Genomic DNA, 19744 nt, shown 5'->3' on the forward strand with positions numbered 1-19744 from the left:
CCGCGGGCGTTCTGGCTTTCTGTCGTCGCGCTTTTCCAGCGCGTGTCGCCTCGCCTCGTGACGACCTGACTTCCCCTTTCTCACCCCCTTCGCGCGCGACCATCCGGCCGTGCGCGTTTCGCTTTCATCAACCTCAAGAGTTTCCATGACCGAAACCCTCAACCCCACTCGCGACGATTTCGCCGCGCTCCTCGACGAACAACTGCAAGGCCGCGACCTTGGCGAAGGCCAGGTCGTTCACGGCCGCGTCGTCGGCATTGAAAAAGACATCGTCATCATCGACGTCGGTCTGAAGACCGAAGGCCGCATCGCCATGCGCGAGTTCGGCCAGGGCGACGGCGCTGTCCTGCCCAAGGTCGGCGACAACGTCGAAGTCTATCTGGAGCGCGTCGAAAACGCCCTGGGTGAAGCGGTCATCAGCCGCGACAAGGCGCGCCGCGAAGAAGCTTGGACCCGTCTGGAAGCCGTGTTCGCCGAAGGCCAGCCGGTCAACGGCGCCATCGTCGGCCGCGTCAAGGGCGGCTTCACCGTCGACCTGGGCGGCGCCTCGGCCTTCCTGCCCGGCTCGCAAGTCGACATCCGTCCGGTCCGCGACGTCGGCCCGCTGATGGGCAAGGAACAGCCCTTCGCCATCCTGAAGATGGACCGTCCGCGCGGCAACATCGTCGTCTCGCGTCGCGCCATCCTGGAAGAAGCCCGCGCTGAACAGCGCACCGAGCTGGTCGGCCAGCTGCAAGAGGGCGAAGTCCGCGAAGGCGTCGTCAAGAACATCACCGACTACGGCGCGTTCGTCGACCTGGGCGGCATCGACGGCCTGCTGCACGTCACCGACATGTCGTGGAAGCGCGTGTCGCACCCGTCGCAGGTCCTGGCCGTCGGCGACACCGTCAAGGTCCAGATCGTCAAGATCAACCCGGACACCCAGCGCATCTCGCTCGGCATGAAGCAGCTGCAGTCGGATCCGTGGGACGGCGTCGAAGCCAAATACCCGGTCAACGCCAAATACACCGGCCGCGTCACCAACATCACCGACTACGGCGCCTTCGTGGAGCTGGAGCCGGGCGTTGAAGGCCTGGTCCACGTGTCGGAAATGTCCTGGACCAAGAAGAACGTCCACCCGGGCAAGATCGTCTCCACCTCGCAGGAAGTGGACGTGGTCGTCTTGGACGTCGACAGCGCCAAGCGTCGTATCTCGCTGGGCCTGAAGCAAGCCCAGAACAACCCGTGGGAGGCCTTCCTGGAGGCTCACCCGGTCGGTTCGACCGTCGAAGGCGAAGTCAAGAACGCCACCGAGTTCGGCCTGTTCGTCGGCCTGGACAACGACATTGACGGCATGGTCCACCTGTCGGACCTGGACTGGAACGTGTCGGGCGAAGAAGCCATCCAGCGCTACCGCAAGGGCGAGACGATCAAGGCCAAGGTCCTGGACGTCGACATCGACAAGGAACGCGTCTCCCTGGGCGTCAAGCAGCTCGGCGGCGACCCGATGGAAGGCGACGTCTACAAGCGCGGCCAGCAGATCACCGTCACCGTGACGGCGATCGAGACCGGCGGCATCGAGGTCAAGTTCGGTGAAGACGACGCGCCGGTCACGGCCTTCGTCCGCAAGTCGGACCTGTCGCGCGACCGCAACGAGCAGCGCACCGAGCGCTTCGCCGTGGGCGACCGCGTCGACGCCATGATCACCGGCGTCGACAAGGCCACGCGCCGCGTCTCCGTCTCGATCAAGGCGCTGGAGATGAAGGACGAACAGGAAGCCATCGAGCAGTTCGGGTCGTCGGACTCGGGCGCCTCGCTGGGCGACATCCTGGGCGCCGCGCTCAAGAACGCAGCCAAGGACTAACCGTCCTCGGTGATCGGGAAATGGGGCGGCCGGAGCGATCCGGCCGCCCTTTTTCTTTGGCCGCGACCCTGGCTCTTTGCGACGTATTTTCTTCCTCACACGGCCCATCGGCGGCGAAACCTGCCACGCTGGAATGCAAGAAACCTTCACGACGATGCGTTTTGCCCTTTCTTCCTGTGGCGACAGGCGGTTAGGGTGTCTTCCCGGACGGTGAAACCATGGCGGGGGCCTGAATGATCAAGTCTGAACTGATCGAGAAGTTGGCGGCTGAGAACCTGCACCTCACCCATGCCGAGGTGGAGCGGGTCGTAAATGTGATCCTCGGCTGCATGACTGACACCTTGTCCGAAGGCGGACGGGTCGAGCTTCGCGGCTTCGGCGCCTTTTCGGTGCGCAGCCGACCGGCGCGGACGGGGCGAAACCCCCGCACCGGCGAAACGGTCGAGGTCCCGGCCAAGGCCGTGCCCTTCTTCAAGAGCGGCAAGGAGCTGCGCGAGCGGCTGAACGCCTCCGGCGACGCCTGATATCATCTGAAAGACTGATGCAATGAGCCTGCTGTCCGAGTTTCGGGAATTCGCCGCGCGCGGCAACGTCGTCGACCTGGCGGTCGGGGTCATCATCGGGGCCTCGTTCGGCAAGATCGTCACCAGCCTGGTCGATCAGGTGGTGATGCCGCCGATCGGCCTGCTGCTGGGCCGGGTGGACTTCTCCAAGCTGGAGTGGGTCCTGGTGCCCGAAGACCCGGCGACAGAGGCGGTCGAGAAGGTGGCCATCCAATACGGCGCCTTCATCAACACCCTGATCCAATTCCTGATCGTGGCCTTCGTGGTCTTCCTGATGGTCAAGATGGTCAACAAGCTGCGCCGCGAACAGCCGGCCGAGCCTGAGGCGCCCGCTGCGCCGACGCCGACCGAGGCGCTGCTGGCTGAAATCCGCGACGAGCTGAAGGCGCGCTCCTAAACGGCGGCGCCGGACGAGGGCCGCAAGCGGCCCTCGTTTCTCTTCATGCCCGCGCTTGCACCGCTTGAGCGCGCAGGGGCGTCGACGCCAGCCTCAGGGCGGCGCTGGCCCGCGCCGGCAGGGGGCGCAGACAGAAGGAATAGTCGCCGTCATAGGGCGTGGGCCGCCAGCCCGCGTCCTGCATCCCATCGTCGAAGGCGATGTGACAGTGGCCCCAGCCGCCCTCGCGCCAGGCTTTTTGGCCCAGTCGGCCCAGGGCGGCGAGCAGGTCGGGCGACACCACCTGCAGCCGCACCTTGGCGGCGCCCAGCGCCGGCGCCATGCGACGCAGGCCCTCGACCAGCGCCTGGATCGCCGTCGAATCATTGTCCAGCGCGACCAGGTCGATGATCTCCAGGATCGGCGGCTCCAGCGGCGTCTGCTTGTTCAGCATGGCCACCGCGAAACCCGTCAGGCGCCCGCCGTCGCGATAGGCCAGGCTCAGCGGCGGCACCGTCAGATCGGGGTCCGACAGACGCCAGCGCATGATGTCCGGGCTGCGGTCCGCCATCAGCCGCCCCTCGGCGCGCAGGGCGATCCAGAACCGGGCGTAGTCCGAGCGCTGCGACAGGTCGGGGCTGAGGCTGACCCCGTCTGGCAGGCGGCTTTCGGCCTGACGCAGGCGGCGCTCGCCGTTGAGGCGGGGCAGGGGGGACAACTGCTCGCCCAGCAGGCGCGCCAGCGTCGGAGCGCGGTCCACGACCTCGCGCAGGCCCCGTCCATACAGGCAGGCCGCCGGGTCGATCAGCCAGGACAGCTTCAGCGTATGGGTTTCGGGCGGCCAGGGAACCATGCCGTGCCGCTGGTACAGCGGACTGGAGCGGGCGTTGGCGTTCAGCGTGTAGCGGGCGAAACAGGCGGGTTGGTCGATGAAGGCGTTGATCAGGGCCCGGCTGCGGCCCCGCTGCGCCGGAGGCACGACGATGGAATAGCCCGTCGCGGCGTGCAGGCGTTGATCGTTGCGCCAGAAGCGCTGGATGAAGTTGCCGACGAAGGCTTCAGGCCCGGCGCCGTGGTCGATCACCCAGCCGTGCGGGGCGTCGATCTCGGCCGAGGCCGGGTTCGCCATCAACCAGCGCCAGCCCGCCGCCGACCGTTCCGGCCACCACACGCTGCTGTGCAGTCGATTGACGGCCTCGAGATCGCTTTCGTTGAACGGGCGCAACGACATGTCTGTTTGAGTCTCCCCAGCCCAGTTTCGGCGTTCGAGGAGCGTGCGCGAAATATGTGTAGAATGATCTAATCACCCTCAAAACGCGAACTTTGCGACGATCGGGCGCCCGTCGGCGGCCAAGATTTGGCCGTTAACGCTTGTTTGCAATCCGTGACCGTGCTGTTTCTGGACGCTTCCACGCCCGTCGGGGGCGTCAGACAATGGAGCTTGCCGTTGAGCACGACGGACGGAGGGGGCGCGCGACCTGCGCGCCGGCCCGGCACTCGAGGGGGCGACGCCCAGGCGATGGCCCAGACGGTGACTGTGAATAAGGCGAAGTCGATCATGATCTGCGCGGGGGCCCAGGCATGAATATCGTCATCGCCATCGGTCTGATCATCACCCTGGTCACGGGCGTGCCCGTGCTGATGCAGATCCTGAAACACCACCCGCGCGGACTGATCATCCTGTTCTTCGCGGAGATGTGGGAGCGCTTCTCCTACTATGGGATGCGCGGCATCCTGATCTTCTTCCTGACCCAGCACTTCCTGTTCAACGACGCCCAGGCCGGCTCGGCCTATGGCTCGTACACCTCGCTGGTCTATCTGCTGCCGCTGCTGGGCGGCATGATGGCGGACCGCTTCATCGGCACGCGCAAGGCCGTGGCCTTCGGCGCCCTGCTGCTGGTGGCCGGTCACGGCATGATGGCCTTTGAGGGCCGTCCCGCCACCGAAACCCTGACCTATCAAGGCGCGACCTACGAAATCTCGGCCGAAGGCCGCGGCGCCGCGCGCGACGTGGGCCTGATGGTCAACGGCCAGAAATACGCCTTCGCCCCGGTCGAGAACGGCCTGGCGATCCAGAACCTGCCGCAGGACGCGCCGATCCCGGCCGTGCTGCCGACCGGCGACTACAAGATCGACGTGACCCGCGACCTGGCGGGCATCAACGTCTTCTACCTGGCCATCGCCCTGATCATCATGGGGGTGGGCTATCTGAAGCCGAACATCTCCACCATCGTGGGGCAACTGTATCCTGACGGCGACCCGCGCCGGGATTCGGGCTTCACCCTCTACTACTACGGCATCAACCTGGGGGCCTTCTGGGCCGCGGTGCTGTGCGGCTATCTGGGCCAGACGGTCGGCTGGTGGGCGGGCTTCGGCCTGGCCGGGGTCGGCATGGCGCTGGGCTGGGTCGTCTTCGTCCTGGGCAAGCCGCTGCTGCAGGGCAAGGGCGAGCCGCCGGTCGAAGGCGAGCTCAACAAGCCCTTCCTGGGCCCGTTGAACCGCGAGTGGTCGATCTATCTGCTCAGCGTGCTGGGCGTCGGCGTGGTGTGGTTCATGGTTCAGCGCAACGCCCTGGTGGGCTGGGTGCTGGGCGCCGCCACCGTCGCGTCGCTGGCCTTCATCGCCTATATCATCGTCAAGGTCTGCGAGAACCGCATCCAGCGCGAACGCATGATGCTGGCGGTGGTGCTGATCTTCGGCTCGGTGGTCTTCTTCACCCTGTTCGAACAGGCCGGCACCTCGCTGAACCTGTTCGCCGACCGTAACGTCGACCTCAGCCTGACGCCGACGGCGGTTCAGTTCCTGGGCGTCACCGTCGGCACCCCGGCCCAACTGGCGGCGGCGGGCATCACCCCGACGGGCTTCTGGATCGACGCCACGGTGACGGCGGCGCAGACCCAGTCGTTCAACGCCGGCTTCATCCTGATCTTCGCGCCGATCATGGCGGCCCTGTGGGCCTTCCTGGGCCGACGCAACATGGACCCGAACCCGGTGCTGAAGTTCGGCCTCGGCCTGCTGCAGGTCGGCCTGGGCTTCATGATCGTGGTGTGGGGCGCCGGTCTGGCCGATTCGGCCTTCCAGATGCCGGTGCTGCTGCTGGGCCTGCTCTACATGTTCCACACCCTTGGCGAGCTGTTCCTGTCGCCGGTGGGCCTGTCGGAAATCACCAAGCTGTCGCTGGCCAAGGTCGTCAGCTTCATGATGGCCGTGTGGTTCCTGGCCTCGTCGATTGCTCAGTACGTCGGCGGCTGGATCGCCGGTCTGGCCGGGACCGAGACGGTCGGCGGCCAGGTGCTGGACCCGGGCGCCGCGCTGCGCACCTCGCTGGAGGTGTTCGGCATGCTGGGCGTGTGGGGCATGGGCATCGGCGTCGGCTTCATCGTCCTCAGCTTCTTCATCAAGGGCTGGTCGCACGAAAAGGCGCCGCACTAAGCGTCCATGAGTAAAAGCCGGTCCTGCGTCAGCGCGCCGGACCGGCTGAGCATCAAAAGAAAGGGCGGCGTCTCGCAGGAGGCGCCGCCCTTTTCAGTTGTCCGGGGAAAGGCCCCGGCTGGTTCCGGGGCGCGTGGTTTCAGTTCCTCAGAAGGTCTTGCGCAGCCGGATCTGATAGAAGGTGCGCGGGTCGATGAAGCGGTTCTCGACAAAGGCGATCGGCCGCGTCTCGCGATCCGCGAACTGGGTGAGCTGGACGTTGAAGTCGTCCCAGATGTTGATCTGGGCGCGGATCGACAGGGTCGGCGTCGGCTTATACTCGCCCCACAGCTCATAGTAGTCGTGACCGCGCCAGCCCGAGATCTGGTCCGGACGATAGTTCTTCTGGCCCAGCAGGGGGATCCAGGCGCCGCCCCACTGCATCTTCCAGCGCGTGATGTCCTGCTGGAAGGTGATGGTCGCCTGACTGGCGCGGACGCCGGAGATGGGGCGGACCTCGCCGGTGGTCGGATCGGTGACTTCGGTGTGGTTCCAGGTGTTGCGGAAGCCGAACTTGCCGCCCGAGACGCCCAGTTTGTCGGTCGGGACGGTGACGTTCAGCACCAGCTGGTCCAGCGTCCCGTCGCCGATATTGCCCACGGCGGCGTAACCGCCTTCCAGGGGGATGACGTCGATGGCGTCGGTGATCTCGTCATGGCGCAGGCCGATGCTGACGACGCCTTCGCCCCAGAAACGCTTCTCATAGGTCAGTTCTGCGACCCAGCGCGATTCGGGATGCAGGTTCACATTGCCGCCGAAGACATTGCCGTCGGCGAACTCGGCCGAGGCGGCGAAGTCGCTGAAGTCCAGCTGACCGACGGTGCGCTCCAGCCGCAGGCGCAGCTGGTTGTTGGCGGCCGGGGTCCAGGTGGCCAGCAGGCGCGGCTTGGCGAAGAAGAAGCTCTTTTCCTGATCCGCGTCGCCGGACTGGCTGATGGTCGAGGATTCCAGCCGCAGGCCGCTTTCCAGCGTCCATTTCGGGTTGATGCGCCAGGTCGCCTTGCCGAACAGTTCGCCGCGCGTTTCCTCGACCTTGACCGAGGCGGAGGGCAGGGGCTCCTCGACGCCGTCGATGGAATAGGCCTGGTCGCGCTGCATCATGTTGTAGGCGATTTCGCCGCCCGCCTCGAAATCCATCGCCGGGGTCCGCTCATAGCGCACCAGGCCGCGCAGGATGGTTTCGGATGACTTGCCGTCAGAACTGAACAGTTGTTCCGGGCTCTGGACGTCAACCACCCGGCCGCGTGAGACCGAGGCCGAGTCATAGTCGCCGAACTCATGGATGAAGCGGGTTTCCAGCTTCAGCTTCTGCGACAGAGGGCGGGTGTAGACGACGCCGAACTCGCCGCTGTTACCGTCTTCATCATACAGGCTTTCGCGCAGCACGCCGGGCGCGGTCTGGCGGTTGATGTTGTGCCAGTCGTTGATCCCATAACGCGCCGTCAGGTCGACCTTGCCGCCCAGGAAAGGACTGGAGAAGTTGCCCCGGATCGAGTTCCCGCCGCCGTAGCCGTCGTTGTAGTAATCTTCGGCGCGCAGGGTCTCTCCGTTCGGGCCGACCCGGCGCAGCGGACCGGCGCCGTTGGAGTCGCTCATGGAGATGCCGTCGCTCAGGGTCACGCCCCAGGTCTGGTCGCCCTTGCGCTCGGTGAACTGATAGGAGCCGCCGAACAGGTCCTGGCCGCCCTCGAACAGATTGGCGTTGAAGGTGGCGATATGCTCGCGGCTGACCGTGTTTTTCAGGATGACGTTGGCGACGACGGAATAGCCCTGCATCTCGATGCCCGGCGCCCCGCCGCGGATCAGTTCGATACGCTCGACCTGGTTGGCCACGGTGCGGCTCAGCACGTTGGAGCCGGTGTCGTTCTTGGAGGCCGGGCGCGAGCCGTTGATCAGGACGTTGCCGACCGCGCCTTCAAAGCCGCGCGCGCCGTCGCCGTCGTTGACCGAGAAGCCAGGCACCCGGTTGACCATGTCCAGCGCCGTGTTGGGGCGCGCGTCGACGAAGAAGTCGGGGGTGAAGATCAGCACAGCCTGGTCGCCGGGGACAGCGGACTGCCGGGCCGGGGCGTCGGCCCGATCAGCGGCCCGATCAGCGGCCAGGGCGGCGGCCGGCGCGGCGGCGGCCAGCAGCAGTGCGGTGGTCGCCAGCAGGGCGCTCTTGGTGTTCATCTGTCCTCTCCCTCGGTGTCGGCCGAGGTGTGGACGGGCCGTGTTGCGATCTCCAGTTACAAGCTGGACAGGTGGATTAAATCGCGGACAGCATTACGGGGATTTCATTACAACCAGCAAAGCGGAATGAATATAACGCTGAAATGCATAGCCGCTCTTCTTCCCTAGTCTTGTTGTTCGTTTCGGCTTTCGCCCTGTCGGTCGGGACGGCGAAAGCGCAAGAGGCGGCGGCTCCCGACACGGTCGAGGACGTCGTGGTCACCGCCCGTCGTATCGAGGGGCCGATGTGGGAGGTCCGGCGCGGCGACAGCGTGCTGTTCCTGGTCGGGGCCATAGAAGGCCTGCCGCGCGACATGGAATGGCGCACCGACGCCCTGCTCTCGGCGGTCGAGCGGGCCGACCGGGTGCTGTTTCCCATTCAGGGGCAGGCGTCTCTGGCGGATGTCGGACGCCTCGTCTGGCGCATCCGCACCCTGACGCGCCAGCCGGATGGACGGACCAGCGCCGACTACCTGTCGCCAGAACTGGAGGCGCGGGTCCAGCGGATCACGGGCGAGGGGCCCAGCCGCAAGAGTTTCATGATGCTGTCGGCGGACCTGATGGAGCACGGCGGCTACGCCCGCCGGGCGCGCCCCGTCTCCGAAATCGTGCGCCGCGCCGCCCGCGCCAACAAGAAGGCGGCTGAGCCGGTGGGCGTCTATCGCGGCGACGAGATGATCGACAAGGTGCTGACCACGCCGCCCGAAGCGTATCTGAACTGCATGGAGGCCGCGACGACGGCGGCCGAGGCCGGGCCGGGAAACGGCGCCCAGCGGGTCGAGGACTGGCGGCAGCGACGCGTCCCCGACGTCCTGGCCTCGACGCTGGATCAAGCGGTCGACGCCTGCTCCTACTGGTCGGTGATGGGGCAGGGCGAACGGCTGCGTGATGTCTGGCGTCAAGGCATGGCCCAGTCCCTGTCCGAGGCGGGGGTCACTGTCGCCATAGTGCCGCTCAGGCTGCTAGCCGAACCGAACGGTATGCTGGATCAACTGGCGCGAGAGGGGCTCGATCCGCTGGGTCCCGATTGGCGCGCCCCCCAGCCTTGATGCAAGACCGGGGCGGTCAGACCGCCGTGCCGCCGACCGTCAGGCCGCCGATCTTGAGGCTGGGCTGGCCGATGCCGACGGGGACGCCTTGCCCGGCCTTGCCGCAGGTGCCGACGCCGGGGTCGAAGGCGAAGTCGTCGCCGATCATCTGGATCTGGGTCAGGGCCGTGGCGCCGTCGCCGATCAGGGTGGCGCCGCGCACAGGCGCGGTGATCTTGCCGTCCTCGATCAGATAGGCCTCGGTGCACTGGAAGACGAATTTGCCGTTGGTGATGTCCACCTGGCCGCCGCCGAAGTTGGCGGCGTAAAGGCCGCGCTTGGTCGAGGCGATCATGTCGGCCTGCGAATCCTTGCCGCCTTCCATGAAGGTGTTGGTCATGCGCGGCATCGGCGTGTGGGCGAAGGACTGGCGGCGGCCGTTGCCGGTGGCGTTCGCGCCCAACTGACGCGCCGACAGCCGGTCGTGCATCAGCCCGACCATGATGCCGTCCTCGATCAGCACGGTGCGCGAGGTCGGGGTGCCTTCGTCGTCGAACGACAGGGAGCCGCGACGGCCGGCGATGGAGCCGTCATCCACGACCGTCACGCCCGGCGCGGCGACGCGCTTGCCCATCATGCCGGTGAAGACCGACGAGCCCTTGCGGTGGAAGTCGCCCTCGAAGCCGTGGCCGACCGCTTCGTGCAGCAGGACGCCGGGCCAGCCCGCGCCCAGAACCACGTCCATCTCGCCCGCCGGGCAGTCGACGGCCTCCAGATTGACCAGGGCCTGACGCAGGGCCTCGTCGACCTGGGCCTGCCAGCGTTCGGGGGCGATCCATTCCTCGAAGCCCGCGCGGCCGCCGGCGCCGGACGAGGCGCTTTCGCGTTTGCCGTCCTTCTCGACGGTGACGGAGACGTTCAGCCGCACCAGCGGGCGCAGGTCGCTGAGCAGCCGCCCGTCGCCGCGCAGGATGTCGATGGCGCGACGCTCGCCGACCAGGGAGGCCGAGACCTGCACCACGCGCGGGTCGCGGGCGCGGGCCCAGGCGTCGATCTCGGCCAGCAGGGCGATCTTGTCCGAGAAGGCCGGGGCCAGCAGCGGATCGACCGGATCATAGAGGCGCTGGTTGGTGGCGCGCGGCGCCTCGGCGGCGGTTCCGTCATAGCCGCGCTTGGCGAGCGCCGCGCTGTCGGCGGCGCGGCGGATGGCGGCGGCGGAAATCTCATTGGCGTGGGCGTAACCGGCCGTCTCGCCCGCCACCACGCGCAGGCCGAAGCCCTCCACCGCGTCATAGGAGGCGCCCTTCAGCCGACCGTCGTCGAAGACCAGGGATTCGCTCTCGGTCTTTTCGAGGAACAGCTCCCCGTCGTCGGCGCCCGCCAGGGCGGTCTGCAGGATCGACAGGGCCTCGTCCGGGGCTACGCCCGCGGCGTCGAGGATGGGGGAGGGGGAGGCGGCGTTGCTCATGGAGGCTAGATAGGGGCTGAGGAGCGCCGCGTCACGGCCCGCAAAGCAATCGGCCCCTCTCGCCGTGCGAAAGGGGCCGATCAGGCGGTCAGTCGGTGGGCGTGGATCAGTCCTGCGACACCTCGCCGGAACCGCTGACCGACTGGCGCAGTTCGGCGGGGCGGCGGGTCAGGCGGACTTCGCCGCTGCCCGAGACGTCGACCTCGGCCTTGCCGCTGGGGCCGACGCGGACGTCGCCCGAGCCGCTGACCTGGACCTTGGCGTCCTCGACGATCAGTTCGTCGAGGCGGGCGTCGCTGGAGCCCGAGGCGTCGACCGTAACGGCGCCGGTGCGGCCCTGAACGCGCACGTCCGACGCGCCGGTCAGGGTCAGGTCCAGCGTCGGCTGGTCATAGCCGCGGATCTTGAGCTCGGTCGGGCCGGACAGGTCGAAGGCCTTCACCGAGGGCGCCTTGATGATGATCTTCAGGGCGTCGGTCTCGCTCCAGCCGCGAATGCCGGTGCGGGTCCAGCGGACATAGCTGCGGTCGCCGCGCGGGGCTTCCTCGAGCGTCAGGCGGCCGTTGGCGAAGCGGACGCGGTTCACTACCGTCTCGGCGCCCGTGACGGTGATGCCCGGCGCGTCGGCCTGCTGGTCGTAGACGACGTCGGCGGGGATGTTGATGGCCAGACGCTCGTCGCCCGTCCATGCGATGGTGCGCGTGGCGTCCGGCGACACCTGGCCGCGCTCGACGGTGAAGCCGCTGTCGCCGGCCTCGTCGTCGGTGATCACCCAGGTCCAGTCGTGGCGGGCCAGGTCGCGGCCGCCCACGGCGAAGGCGCCGCCGAAGCCGACGATGGCCAGGATCAGGCCTGCGCCGGAGATGATGAGCAGATTGCGGATCATGACGTGTTCTCCCCTCTGTCGCTTAGGCCTGGGGTTCCAGGGCGGGTTTGATGACGCGGTAGTGCAGCCGGGCGTACCAGACGGTGGCGTCGATCAGCCACTTGGTCAGCAAGGCCATGGTTCCGACCATGAAGATGCCCAGACCCATCAGGCCGACGCCCAGCAGCGCGGCGGCCAGCGCCCCGCCCGGCAGGCCCATGAAGGCGCCCGCCACCATGACGAAGCCGCCGGCGATGAAGACGCCGACCCCTCCCAGCAGCAGGGACAGCACCGTGCCGAAGACGGGCAGGGCGATCGGCAGCAGGATCAGGATGTCGATGGCGCCCAGACCCAGGATGCCGAACACGGCCCCGGCGGCGGACGACGCCGACGGCTCCTGACGCCAGCGCTTGGCGCCGGCCTCGGCCTTCAGTTCGCGGGCCAGGCGATCGGGATCGCCCAGGGCCTCGGCCACCTCGGCCTCGCTGCGCCCGGCGGCGGCGCCGTCGGCGAAGTGGGCTTCATAGTCGGCGACGATCTCATTGGCGGCGGCGGCGGGCAGGCCCACCAGGCCGCGGCGCAGGCGCGCCAGAAATTCCGCGCGGTTCATTGGTCCTCTCCCCTGTCAGCTTGGGCGGTCGATTCGGTTTGGGCGCTCTGGTCGAGCAGGGCGGGCGTTTCCGCCGGGGCCTGGGCGACGATGACGGATTCGCCTTCATCGCCCGCGATCAGGGCCTCGACGGCGCGGGCGAAGGCCCGCCACTCGCCGGTCTGGCCGTCCAGGGCGCGGCGCCCCGCATCGGTCAGTCGATAATATTTCCGCGACGGGCCGCTGGATGATTCGACCATATAGGTCTCGACCAGGCCGTCGGTCTGCATCCGCCGCATCAGCGGATAGATGGTGCCTTCGCCCATGCCGATGGCGTCGGACAGGCGGCTGGCGATCTCATAGGCGTAGCTGTCGCGCCGGGCGAGCAGCGCCAGGACACACAGCCCCAGCACGCCTTTCTTCAGTTGAATGTCGATGGTGTCGCGCATGGCCTCCCTGCGGGCCTCCCTCTTGGGCATCCCTGTCTGGATGACGAAGAGGTATCGCAAGGTATCTTGTGGTGCAAGGTAGCTGTTCAAACATGACAGCGAATTAATCGACCGCATTTTGTCGAGACGGCGCCCTAGGTGCGCTTGATCGCTTGGCAAGGGCGATCCGAGCCGATAAGGACCGGCCCATGACACGCCGAGGTCCTCTGGGCCCGGCGACGCTTGCGAATTGCTCGCAAACGTCTGCTGCTGAACGGTTTATGAGGACTTCTCTAATGGGGATGGGCATGCGAGCCATGGCGCGGTTGGGAGGCGGTATCGCCGCGACCGCCCTTGCCGCCATTTTCGCCGCGCCGGCGATGGCGCAGGATGTGTTGGGTCAGCCGGTTCCGGCGGGCCTGGGCCTGCAGACGGCGGCCGCGCCGCTGGCGCATGAGGCTCACTTCTTCCACAACATCGTGCTGATGCCGGTCATCACCGCCATCTGCGTGCTGGTGCTGGTGCTGCTGGTGTGGATCGCGATCCGCTACAACAAGCGCGCCAATCCGACCCCGGCCAAGTGGAGCCACAACACCCTGATCGAAGTGATCTGGACCGTGGTGCCGGTGTTGATCCTGGTCGGCATCTCCCTCTTCTCGTTCCGCCTGCTGTTCGCCTACCACGACTATCCGGATGCGGACGTCACGGTGAAGATCACCGGCAACCAGTGGAACTGGGGCTATGAATATCCGGACCAGGGCGTGGCCGAGTACATCTCGAACATGCTGCCGGAAGACAAGACGACCAAGCAACTGTACCGCCTGGCCGCCGATGAGCCGATGGTGGTGCCGGTCGGCGAGAACGTCCGCCTGCTGATCACCGCTTCGGACGTGATCCACGCCGTCGCCATTCCGGCCTTCGCCATCAAGGTCGACGCCGTTCCGGGCCGTATGAACGAGACCTGGTTCCGCGCCGAGAAGGAAGGCGACTACTACGGTCAGTGCTCTGAACTGTGCGGCGTCGACCACGCCTTCATGCCGATCCACGTCAAGGTGGTCAGCAAGCAGGCCTTCGCCGAATGGGTCGCCTCCAAGGGCGGCTCGATGACCAAGGCGGCTGACGAAGCCGCTGCTGCGGCCACGCCCGCCGCCGCCGAAGCGCCCGCCGCTCCGGCTGCCGGCGCCGCCGCCCCGACCGACGCCGCGCCTGCGGCCCCCGCAACCGCCGCCGCGCCCGCCGCGCCGGCTGCTCAGTAAGAGAGACGCGAGAGCCCAGACCGATGGCCACCGCAGCTGTTCACGATCCGCACGACCACAAGCCGGGTTTCTTCACCCGCTGGTTCCTGTCGACCAACCATAAGGACATCGGGCTTCTGTACCTGATGTTCGCCATCTTCACCGGCCTCATCGGCGGCGCCCTGTCGGGCCTGATCCGGTGGGAGCTGGCGGAGCCGGGCATCCAGATCTTCAAGGAAGGCTCCTTCGTCCAGTATCTGGGCCTGGTTGAGGCTTCCAAGCACGGCTACAACGCCACCGTCACGGCGCACGCCCTGATCATGGTGTTCTTCGTCGTCATGCCGGCGACGATGGGCGGCTTCGGCAACTACTTCATCCCGATCATGATCGGGGCGCCGGACATGGCCTTCCCGCGTCTGAACAACATTTCGTTCTGGCTGATCTTCTTCGCCTTCGTGCTGCTGATCCTGTCGATGTTCGTCGACGGCGGGCCGGGGCGCGGGTTCGGCGGGGGCTGGACCTCCTATCCGCCGCTGTCGACCATGGGTCACGCAGGGCCGTCGTTCGACCTGGCGATCTTCTCGCTGCACGTCGCCGGCGCCTCGTCGATCCTGGGCGCGATCAACTTCATCACCACCATCTTCAACATGCGCGCGCCGGGCATGACACTGCACCGCATGCCGCTGTTCGCCTGGGGCGTGCTGATCACCGCCTTCCTGCTGCTGATCTCGCTGCCGGTTCTGGCGGGCGCTATCACCATGCTGCTGTCTGACCGTAACTTCGGCACGTCGTTCTTCGACCCCGCCGGCGGCGGCGACCCGGTGATGTACCAGCACCTGTTCTGGTTCTTCGGCCACCCCGAAGTGTACATCATGATCCTGCCGGGCTTCGGCATGATCTCGCACATCGTCTCGACCTTCTCGAAGAAGCCGATCTTCGGCTACCTCGCGATGGCCTACGCCATGGTCGCCATCGGCTTCATCGGCTTCATCGTGTGGGCGCACCACATGTATACGGTCGGCATGAGCGTGAACCTGCGCGCCTATTTCGTGGCCGCGACCATGATCATCGCCGTGCCCACGGGCGTGAAGATCTTCAGCTGGATCGCCACCATGTGGGGCGGCTCGATCACCTTCAAGACGCCCATGCTGTGGGCGATGGGCTTCATCTTCCTGTTCACCGTCGGCGGCGTGACCGGCGTGGTCCTGTCGAACGCCGGTATCGACTACAGCCTGCACGACACCTACTACGTCGTGGCGCACTTCCACTACGTGCTGTCGCTGGGCGCCATCTTCTCGATCTTCGCCGCCTTCTACTATTGGTACGAGAAGATGTTCGGGGTGAAGTACAACGAGTTCCTGGGCCAGGCGCACTTCTGGATCATGTTCATCGGCGTGAACCTGATCTTCTTCCCGCAGCACTTCCTGGGCCTGCAGGGCATGCCGCGTCGTTACGTCGACTATCCGGAAGCCTTCACCTACTGGAACTACGTGTCCTCGGTGGGCTACGTCATCACCATCGTCGGCGTCGGCGTCTTCCTGGTGATGCTGCTGGAGTCGGCCATCCGTCGCCGCAAGGCCGAGGCCAACCCGTGGGGCGAAGGCGCCACCACCCTGGAGTGGACCCTGTCCTCGCCGCCGCCGCACCACCAGTTCAACGAACTGCCGGTGGTCAAGGCGGACAACCACTGATCCTTATCGGATAGACCCGGAGAGGCCGCCCTTCCGCAACCGGAAGGGCGGCCTTTGCTCTTTATGACCATGACCGATCACCCCGCCCGCGAAACCCCGCTCGTCACCAGCGCCCAGCCGGAAGATTTCTTCCAGTTGCTGAAGCCGCGCGTCATGTCGCTGGTGGTGTTCACCGCGGTCACCGGACTGATCGTCGCGCCGGGACGGCTGGACTGGATCAACGCCGTCGTCGCCATCCTGTGCATCGCCATGGGGGCGGGGGCCGCCGGCGCGCTCAACATGGCGATCGAGGGCGAGACCGACGCCCTGATGCGCCGCACGCGCGGCCGTCCGGTCGCCGCCGGGCGGGTGCGCAAGAACGACGCCATGGCCTTCGGCATGGTGTTGTCGGTCTTCTCGGTCATGCTGCTGGGCATGACCACCAACTGGCTGGCGGGCGGACTGCTGGCCCTGACCATCGTCTACTACGCCTGGCTCTACACCCTGGTGCTGAAGCGCCGCACGCCCCAGAACATCGTCATCGGCGGGGCGGCGGGCGCCTTTCCGCCGGTGATCGGCTGGGCGGCCGTGACGGGCGACGCCCCGTGGCAGGCCTGGCTGCTGTTCCTGATCATCTTCACCTGGACGCCGCCGCACACCTGGGCCCTGGCGCTCTATTCGGCCGGCGACTATGCCAAGGCCGGCATTCCGATGATGCCGGTGGCGCGCGGCGCCAAGTCCACCCGCCTGCAGATCCTACTCTACACCCTGGTCTTCGTGCCGGTGGCGATCGCCCCGGCGCTGACGAGGCTGGGCGGGCCCATCTATCTGGTGGTGTCGATCGTCGGCGGCGTGGCCTTCCTGGGCCTGGCGCTGCGGCTCTATCGCTCGCGCGCGGGCGATCAGCCCGACAAGGCCGAGGCCGTGGGACGAGAGGCCGCATTGTATGACGTCCGGGCCGAGGCCAAACCGGCCCGCAACCTGTTCGCCTTTTCCATTCTGTATCTTATGGCGCTGTTCTCGGCCCTCCTGGTCGAGCATTTGCCCGGCGTTGGAGGCTAAACCCCTGTGTCCCAACTCAAATACATCAAGCTGACCGATGAGCAGGGCCGCGCGCGCAAGCGTCGCAATGTGGCCATCGCCCTGGGGCTGCTGGGGTTCATCGCCCTGGTCTACCTGGTCACCCTGTCGCGGATGAGCGCCAACAACGAGGCGCGCAAGGCGGCCGAGGCCGAGGCTCTGGCGACGCTGGAGCGCGCCGATCCGGCCCTGCCGCCTCCGGTTCAGCCGGACGCGCCCGCGTCCTCGGAGGCAGCCCGGCCGTGACCAAGCAGAACAAGGTCGCGATCCTGTGCGCGGCTCTGGTGCTGACGATGACCGGCGCGGCCTTTGCGGCGGTGCCCCTCTATCGCATCTTCTGTCAGGTGACGGGCTTTGACGGCACGGTGAAGCGGGCCGAGGCGGCCCCGACGCAGATCCTGGATCAGGAGGTGCTGATTCGGTTCGACACCAATGTGCGCGACCTGCCGATGACCTTCCGCGCCGAAACCCTGAGCCAGAAGGTGCGGATCGGCGAGACCGGCATGGCCTATTTCGAGGTGACCAACACTTCGAACCAGACCCTGCACGCCACGGCGGCCTATAATGTCGTGCCCGAGCGGGCGGGGCCTTATTTCCAGAAACTGCAGTGTTTCTGCTTCGAAGGTCAGGAAATCGCGCCGGGCGCGACGGTTTCCTTCCCGATTCAGTACTTCGTGGCGCCCGAACTGGCGACCGACGCCGAGGTGAAGGGCGTCCGCCAGATCACGCTGAGCTACACCTTCTTCCCGACCAAGGGCTTCCAGCAGGCGGCTGCGAACGACTCTGCTGTTGGCAAAGCCGGATAGCGAGGGCTATAGCCCTCTTCAAACATTCTCGCCTTGATTACAGAGACTCCAGGAATGGCCGACGCGCACGCGAAACCGCAACACGACTACCACCTGGTCGACCCCAGCCCGTGGCCGCTGGTCGGCTCCTTCTCCGCCTGCGTCATGTTCATCGGCGCCGTCGTGTGGATGAAGGGGCTGTTCGGCCTCGAAGCCGGCACCAAGTGGATGTTCTTCGTCGGCCTGGCCGGCGTCCTGTTCACCATGTTCTCGTGGTGGTCGGACGTGGTGAAGGAAAGCCGCAAGGGCGACCACACCCCCGTCGTGGGCATCGGCCTGCGTTACGGCATGGTGCTGTTCATCGCGTCGGAAGTGATGTTCTTCGTCTCCTTCTTCTGGATGTTCTTCGACATGGCGATCTTCAATGAATCGCGTGCGATCATCCCGGAAGTCGGCAACTGGATGGACACCGCCGCCGCCTGGAAGACCTGGCCGCCGACGGGCGTCGAGCTGCTGGATCCGTGGAGCCTGCCGCTCATGAACACGGTCATCCTGCTGCTGTCGGGCACGACCCTCACCTGGGCGCACCACGCCATCATCGCCGGCGACCGCAAGGCCGCCAAGATGGGCCTGCTGATCACCGTCCTGCTGGGCCTGCTGTTCACCGGCGTTCAGGCCTATGAGTATTACCACATCCTGCACGGCCACCTGTTCTTCAGCGAAGACGCGGCCCAGGCCAAGCTGTACGGTTCGATCTTCTTCATGACGACGGGCTTCCACGGCTTCCACGTCGCGGTCGGCACCATCTTCCTGGCTGTCTGCCTGCTGCGCCTGCAAGTCGGTCAGATGTCGCCGCAGAAGCACTTCGGCCTCGAAGCCGCCGCCTGGTACTGGCACTTCGTCGACGTGGTGTGGCTGTTCCTGTTCGTCTTCATGTACGTCGTCTTCGGTTGATCGAACACGACGGACAAGTCGAGCTTTCGTCGGCGCGGGGCCCCAGGTCCCGCGCCGATTTGCTTGTCTGGCCTGCCGTGCGCGCAGGGCTGAGGGGGCGCTGTCCCGCCTGCGGGCGCGGGCCGCTGTTCGAGGGCTTCCTGAAGCGCCGTGCGTCCTGCGAGGCGTGCGGCTTTGATCTGGGCGCGGTTGAGACGGGCGACGGCGCGGCCACCTTCATCATGCAGATCGTCGGCTTCCTGGTCGGGTTTTCGGCGCTGGCGGTCGAGATCGCCTTCAGCCCGCCGATCTGGCTGCACCTGATCATCTGGCTGCCGCTGGTCGCCGGTCTGGCCCTGGCCTTGATGCGGCCGGGAAAGGGGTTGATGACGGCGCTTCAGATGCTGCGTCAGCGCAGCGACGATTCACCCCGAGAGACCCGATGACCGACGCCGCCCGGCCTCGTTTTCCCTATGTCCTGACTGTCGTGACGGTGCTGGCGCTGGCCCTGCTGCTGACGCTGGGCGTGTGGCAGGCGCAGCGGCTGCAATGGAAGCTGGATCTGATCGCCCGATCCGAAGCGGCCGCCCGTCAGGCGCCGGTTCCTCTTGCGGATGCGCTGGCGCTGGAGGACCCTGAGTTCCGTCAGGCGATCGTGACCTGTCGCGGCCTGAACACGGCGCCTTTCGTCGAGCTGCAGACCATCGAGGACGGCGACGCCGGCGTGCGGCTGATCTCGGCCTGTCCGATCCAGGGGCGGGGGACCATTCTGGTCGATCGCGGCTTCTTGCCTGCCGAAGTCGCCGCCCGGCCTGCCGTTCGCGCCGATGCGGCCATGCCGGTCGTGATCGCGGGCGTGGTGCGCCGGGCGACTGAGCCGAACGCCATGACGCCGCCGCCCTCGGGCCAGCTCTTCTACGGCCGCGATCAGATGGCGATGGCCAAGGCTCTGGGCGTGGCCGGGCCGGTGTCGCCCTACACCGTCTATGCGACCACCTCGGCCAATCCCGAGCTGACGGCGCTGCGGCCCGTGGCGCCGCCCGCCGCCTTCAGCAACAATCACCTGGGCTACGCCCTGACCTGGTTCGGCCTGGCCGCCGTGCTGGTCGGCTTCTATGCGGCCGTGATGGTCCGCCGTTACCGTTCTGCCTGAGGACAATCGATCTGACTGCTCGCCTTCACACCCTGTCCAATGGCGT

At 66.8% G+C, this 19744-nt stretch carries 18 protein-coding genes and 1 pseudogene; 13 read left to right on the top strand and 6 right to left on the bottom strand.

Translation table 11 applies throughout. The annotated features are described in order from the left end of the window. The first annotated feature begins 145 nt into the window (after positions 1-145). The 3 genes from rpsA (at position 146) to mscL (ending at position 2803) form a co-directional block, all read left to right on the top strand. Complete coding sequence (rpsA, locus tag ACLBV5_RS10335) at positions 146-1843, top strand: 30S ribosomal protein S1 (protein ID WP_025977935.1); 1698 nt, start codon at positions 146-148, stop codon at positions 1841-1843. A 233-nt stretch (positions 1844-2076) separates the two neighbouring features. Then, positions 2077-2367 (top strand): integration host factor subunit beta, encoded by a 291-nt coding sequence (locus ACLBV5_RS10340; RefSeq protein ID WP_025977934.1) that lies wholly within the window; start codon positions 2077-2079, stop codon positions 2365-2367. 22 nt (positions 2368-2389) lie between these two features. Next, on the top strand, positions 2390-2803 hold the full coding sequence (gene mscL, locus ACLBV5_RS10345; RefSeq protein WP_003169155.1) for a large-conductance mechanosensitive channel protein MscL: 414 nt from the start codon (positions 2390-2392) through the stop codon (positions 2801-2803). A gap of 43 nt (positions 2804-2846) precedes the next feature. Here the strand turns inward: mscL and ACLBV5_RS10350 are convergent, their stop codons facing one another. Beyond that, positions 2847-4013: an N-acetyltransferase gene (locus ACLBV5_RS10350; protein WP_447605631.1), complete on the bottom strand. Its 1167-nt coding sequence runs from the start codon at positions 4011-4013 to the stop codon at positions 2847-2849. A 350-nt stretch (positions 4014-4363) separates the two neighbouring features. On the opposite strand from ACLBV5_RS10350, the gene ACLBV5_RS10355 reads away from it, so the two are divergent. Beyond that, positions 4364-6214 (top strand): peptide MFS transporter, encoded by a 1851-nt coding sequence (locus ACLBV5_RS10355; protein WP_447605632.1) that lies wholly within the window; start codon positions 4364-4366, stop codon positions 6212-6214. Between the two features lie 147 nt (positions 6215-6361). Here ACLBV5_RS10355 and ACLBV5_RS10360 read toward each other — a convergent pair whose 3' ends face one another. After that, positions 6362-8425, bottom strand: a complete 2064-nt coding sequence (locus tag ACLBV5_RS10360; RefSeq protein ID WP_447605633.1) for a TonB-dependent receptor plug domain-containing protein — start codon at positions 8423-8425, stop codon at positions 6362-6364. Positions 8426-8598: 173 nt separating this feature from the next. Here ACLBV5_RS10360 and ACLBV5_RS10365 point away from each other — a divergent pair, with 173 nt between their 5' ends. After that, entirely contained in the window at positions 8599-9513 is a 915-nt protein-coding gene (locus ACLBV5_RS10365) for a TraB/GumN family protein (RefSeq protein WP_303698008.1), read from the top strand. 16 nt (positions 9514-9529) lie between these two features. Here ACLBV5_RS10365 and tldD read toward each other — a convergent pair whose 3' ends face one another. The 4 genes and pseudogenes from tldD to ACLBV5_RS10385 form a co-directional block, all read right to left on the bottom strand. Next, positions 9530-10960 carry a metalloprotease TldD gene (tldD, locus tag ACLBV5_RS10370; protein ID WP_025977928.1) on the bottom strand — a complete coding sequence of 477 codons (1431 nt, stop codon included), beginning with the start codon at positions 10958-10960 and terminating at the stop codon, positions 9530-9532. Positions 10961-11066: 106 nt separating this feature from the next. Next, a complete protein-coding gene (locus ACLBV5_RS10375) occupies positions 11067-11846 on the bottom strand; it encodes a GIN domain-containing protein (RefSeq protein ID WP_134581554.1) in 780 nt (259 codons plus the stop codon). Between the two features lie 22 nt (positions 11847-11868). After that, positions 11869-12435: a DUF1700 domain-containing protein gene (locus tag ACLBV5_RS10380; protein WP_278069713.1), complete on the bottom strand. Its 567-nt coding sequence runs from the start codon at positions 12433-12435 to the stop codon at positions 11869-11871. A gap of 116 nt (positions 12436-12551) precedes the next feature. Continuing rightward, positions 12552-12863: pseudogene (locus tag ACLBV5_RS10385) on the bottom strand (PadR family transcriptional regulator); the annotation flags it as partial. Positions 12864-13138: 275 nt separating this feature from the next. Here ACLBV5_RS10385 and coxB point away from each other — a divergent pair. The 8 genes from coxB (at position 13139) to ACLBV5_RS10425 (ending at position 19698) form a co-directional block, all read left to right on the top strand. Beyond that, complete coding sequence (gene coxB / locus ACLBV5_RS10390) at positions 13139-14098, top strand: cytochrome c oxidase subunit II (RefSeq protein ID WP_447605634.1); 960 nt, start codon at positions 13139-13141, stop codon at positions 14096-14098. Between the two features lie 23 nt (positions 14099-14121). Continuing rightward, complete coding sequence (ctaD, locus tag ACLBV5_RS10395; RefSeq protein ID WP_025977923.1) at positions 14122-15768, top strand: cytochrome c oxidase subunit I; 1647 nt, start codon at positions 14122-14124, stop codon at positions 15766-15768. A gap of 63 nt (positions 15769-15831) precedes the next feature. Further along, positions 15832-16809, top strand: a complete 978-nt coding sequence (cyoE, locus tag ACLBV5_RS10400) for a heme o synthase (protein ID WP_447605635.1) — start codon at positions 15832-15834, stop codon at positions 16807-16809. A 6-nt stretch (positions 16810-16815) separates the two neighbouring features. After that, complete coding sequence (locus ACLBV5_RS10405) at positions 16816-17073, top strand: hypothetical protein (protein ID WP_447605636.1); 258 nt, start codon at positions 16816-16818, stop codon at positions 17071-17073. Next, on the top strand, positions 17070-17633 hold the full coding sequence (locus ACLBV5_RS10410; protein ID WP_025977920.1) for a cytochrome c oxidase assembly protein: 564 nt from the start codon (positions 17070-17072) through the stop codon (positions 17631-17633). The genes ACLBV5_RS10405 and ACLBV5_RS10410 overlap by 4 nt, the downstream gene beginning before the upstream one ends. Positions 17634-17687: 54 nt before the next feature. Next, positions 17688-18566 carry a cytochrome c oxidase subunit 3 gene (locus ACLBV5_RS10415; RefSeq protein WP_134581551.1) on the top strand — a complete coding sequence of 293 codons (879 nt, stop codon included), beginning with the start codon at positions 17688-17690 and terminating at the stop codon, positions 18564-18566. Positions 18567-18625: 59 nt separating this feature from the next. After that, positions 18626-18991, top strand: coding sequence for a DUF983 domain-containing protein (locus ACLBV5_RS10420; protein ID WP_447605637.1), 366 nt, complete (start codon positions 18626-18628; stop codon positions 18989-18991). Next, positions 18988-19698 carry an SURF1 family protein gene (locus ACLBV5_RS10425; protein WP_447605638.1) on the top strand — a complete coding sequence of 237 codons (711 nt, stop codon included), beginning with the start codon at positions 18988-18990 and terminating at the stop codon, positions 19696-19698. The genes ACLBV5_RS10420 and ACLBV5_RS10425 overlap by 4 nt, the downstream gene beginning before the upstream one ends. Positions 19699-19744: the final 46 nt, after the last annotated feature.

This window comes from Brevundimonas sp. M1A4_2e (assembly GCF_053345555.1).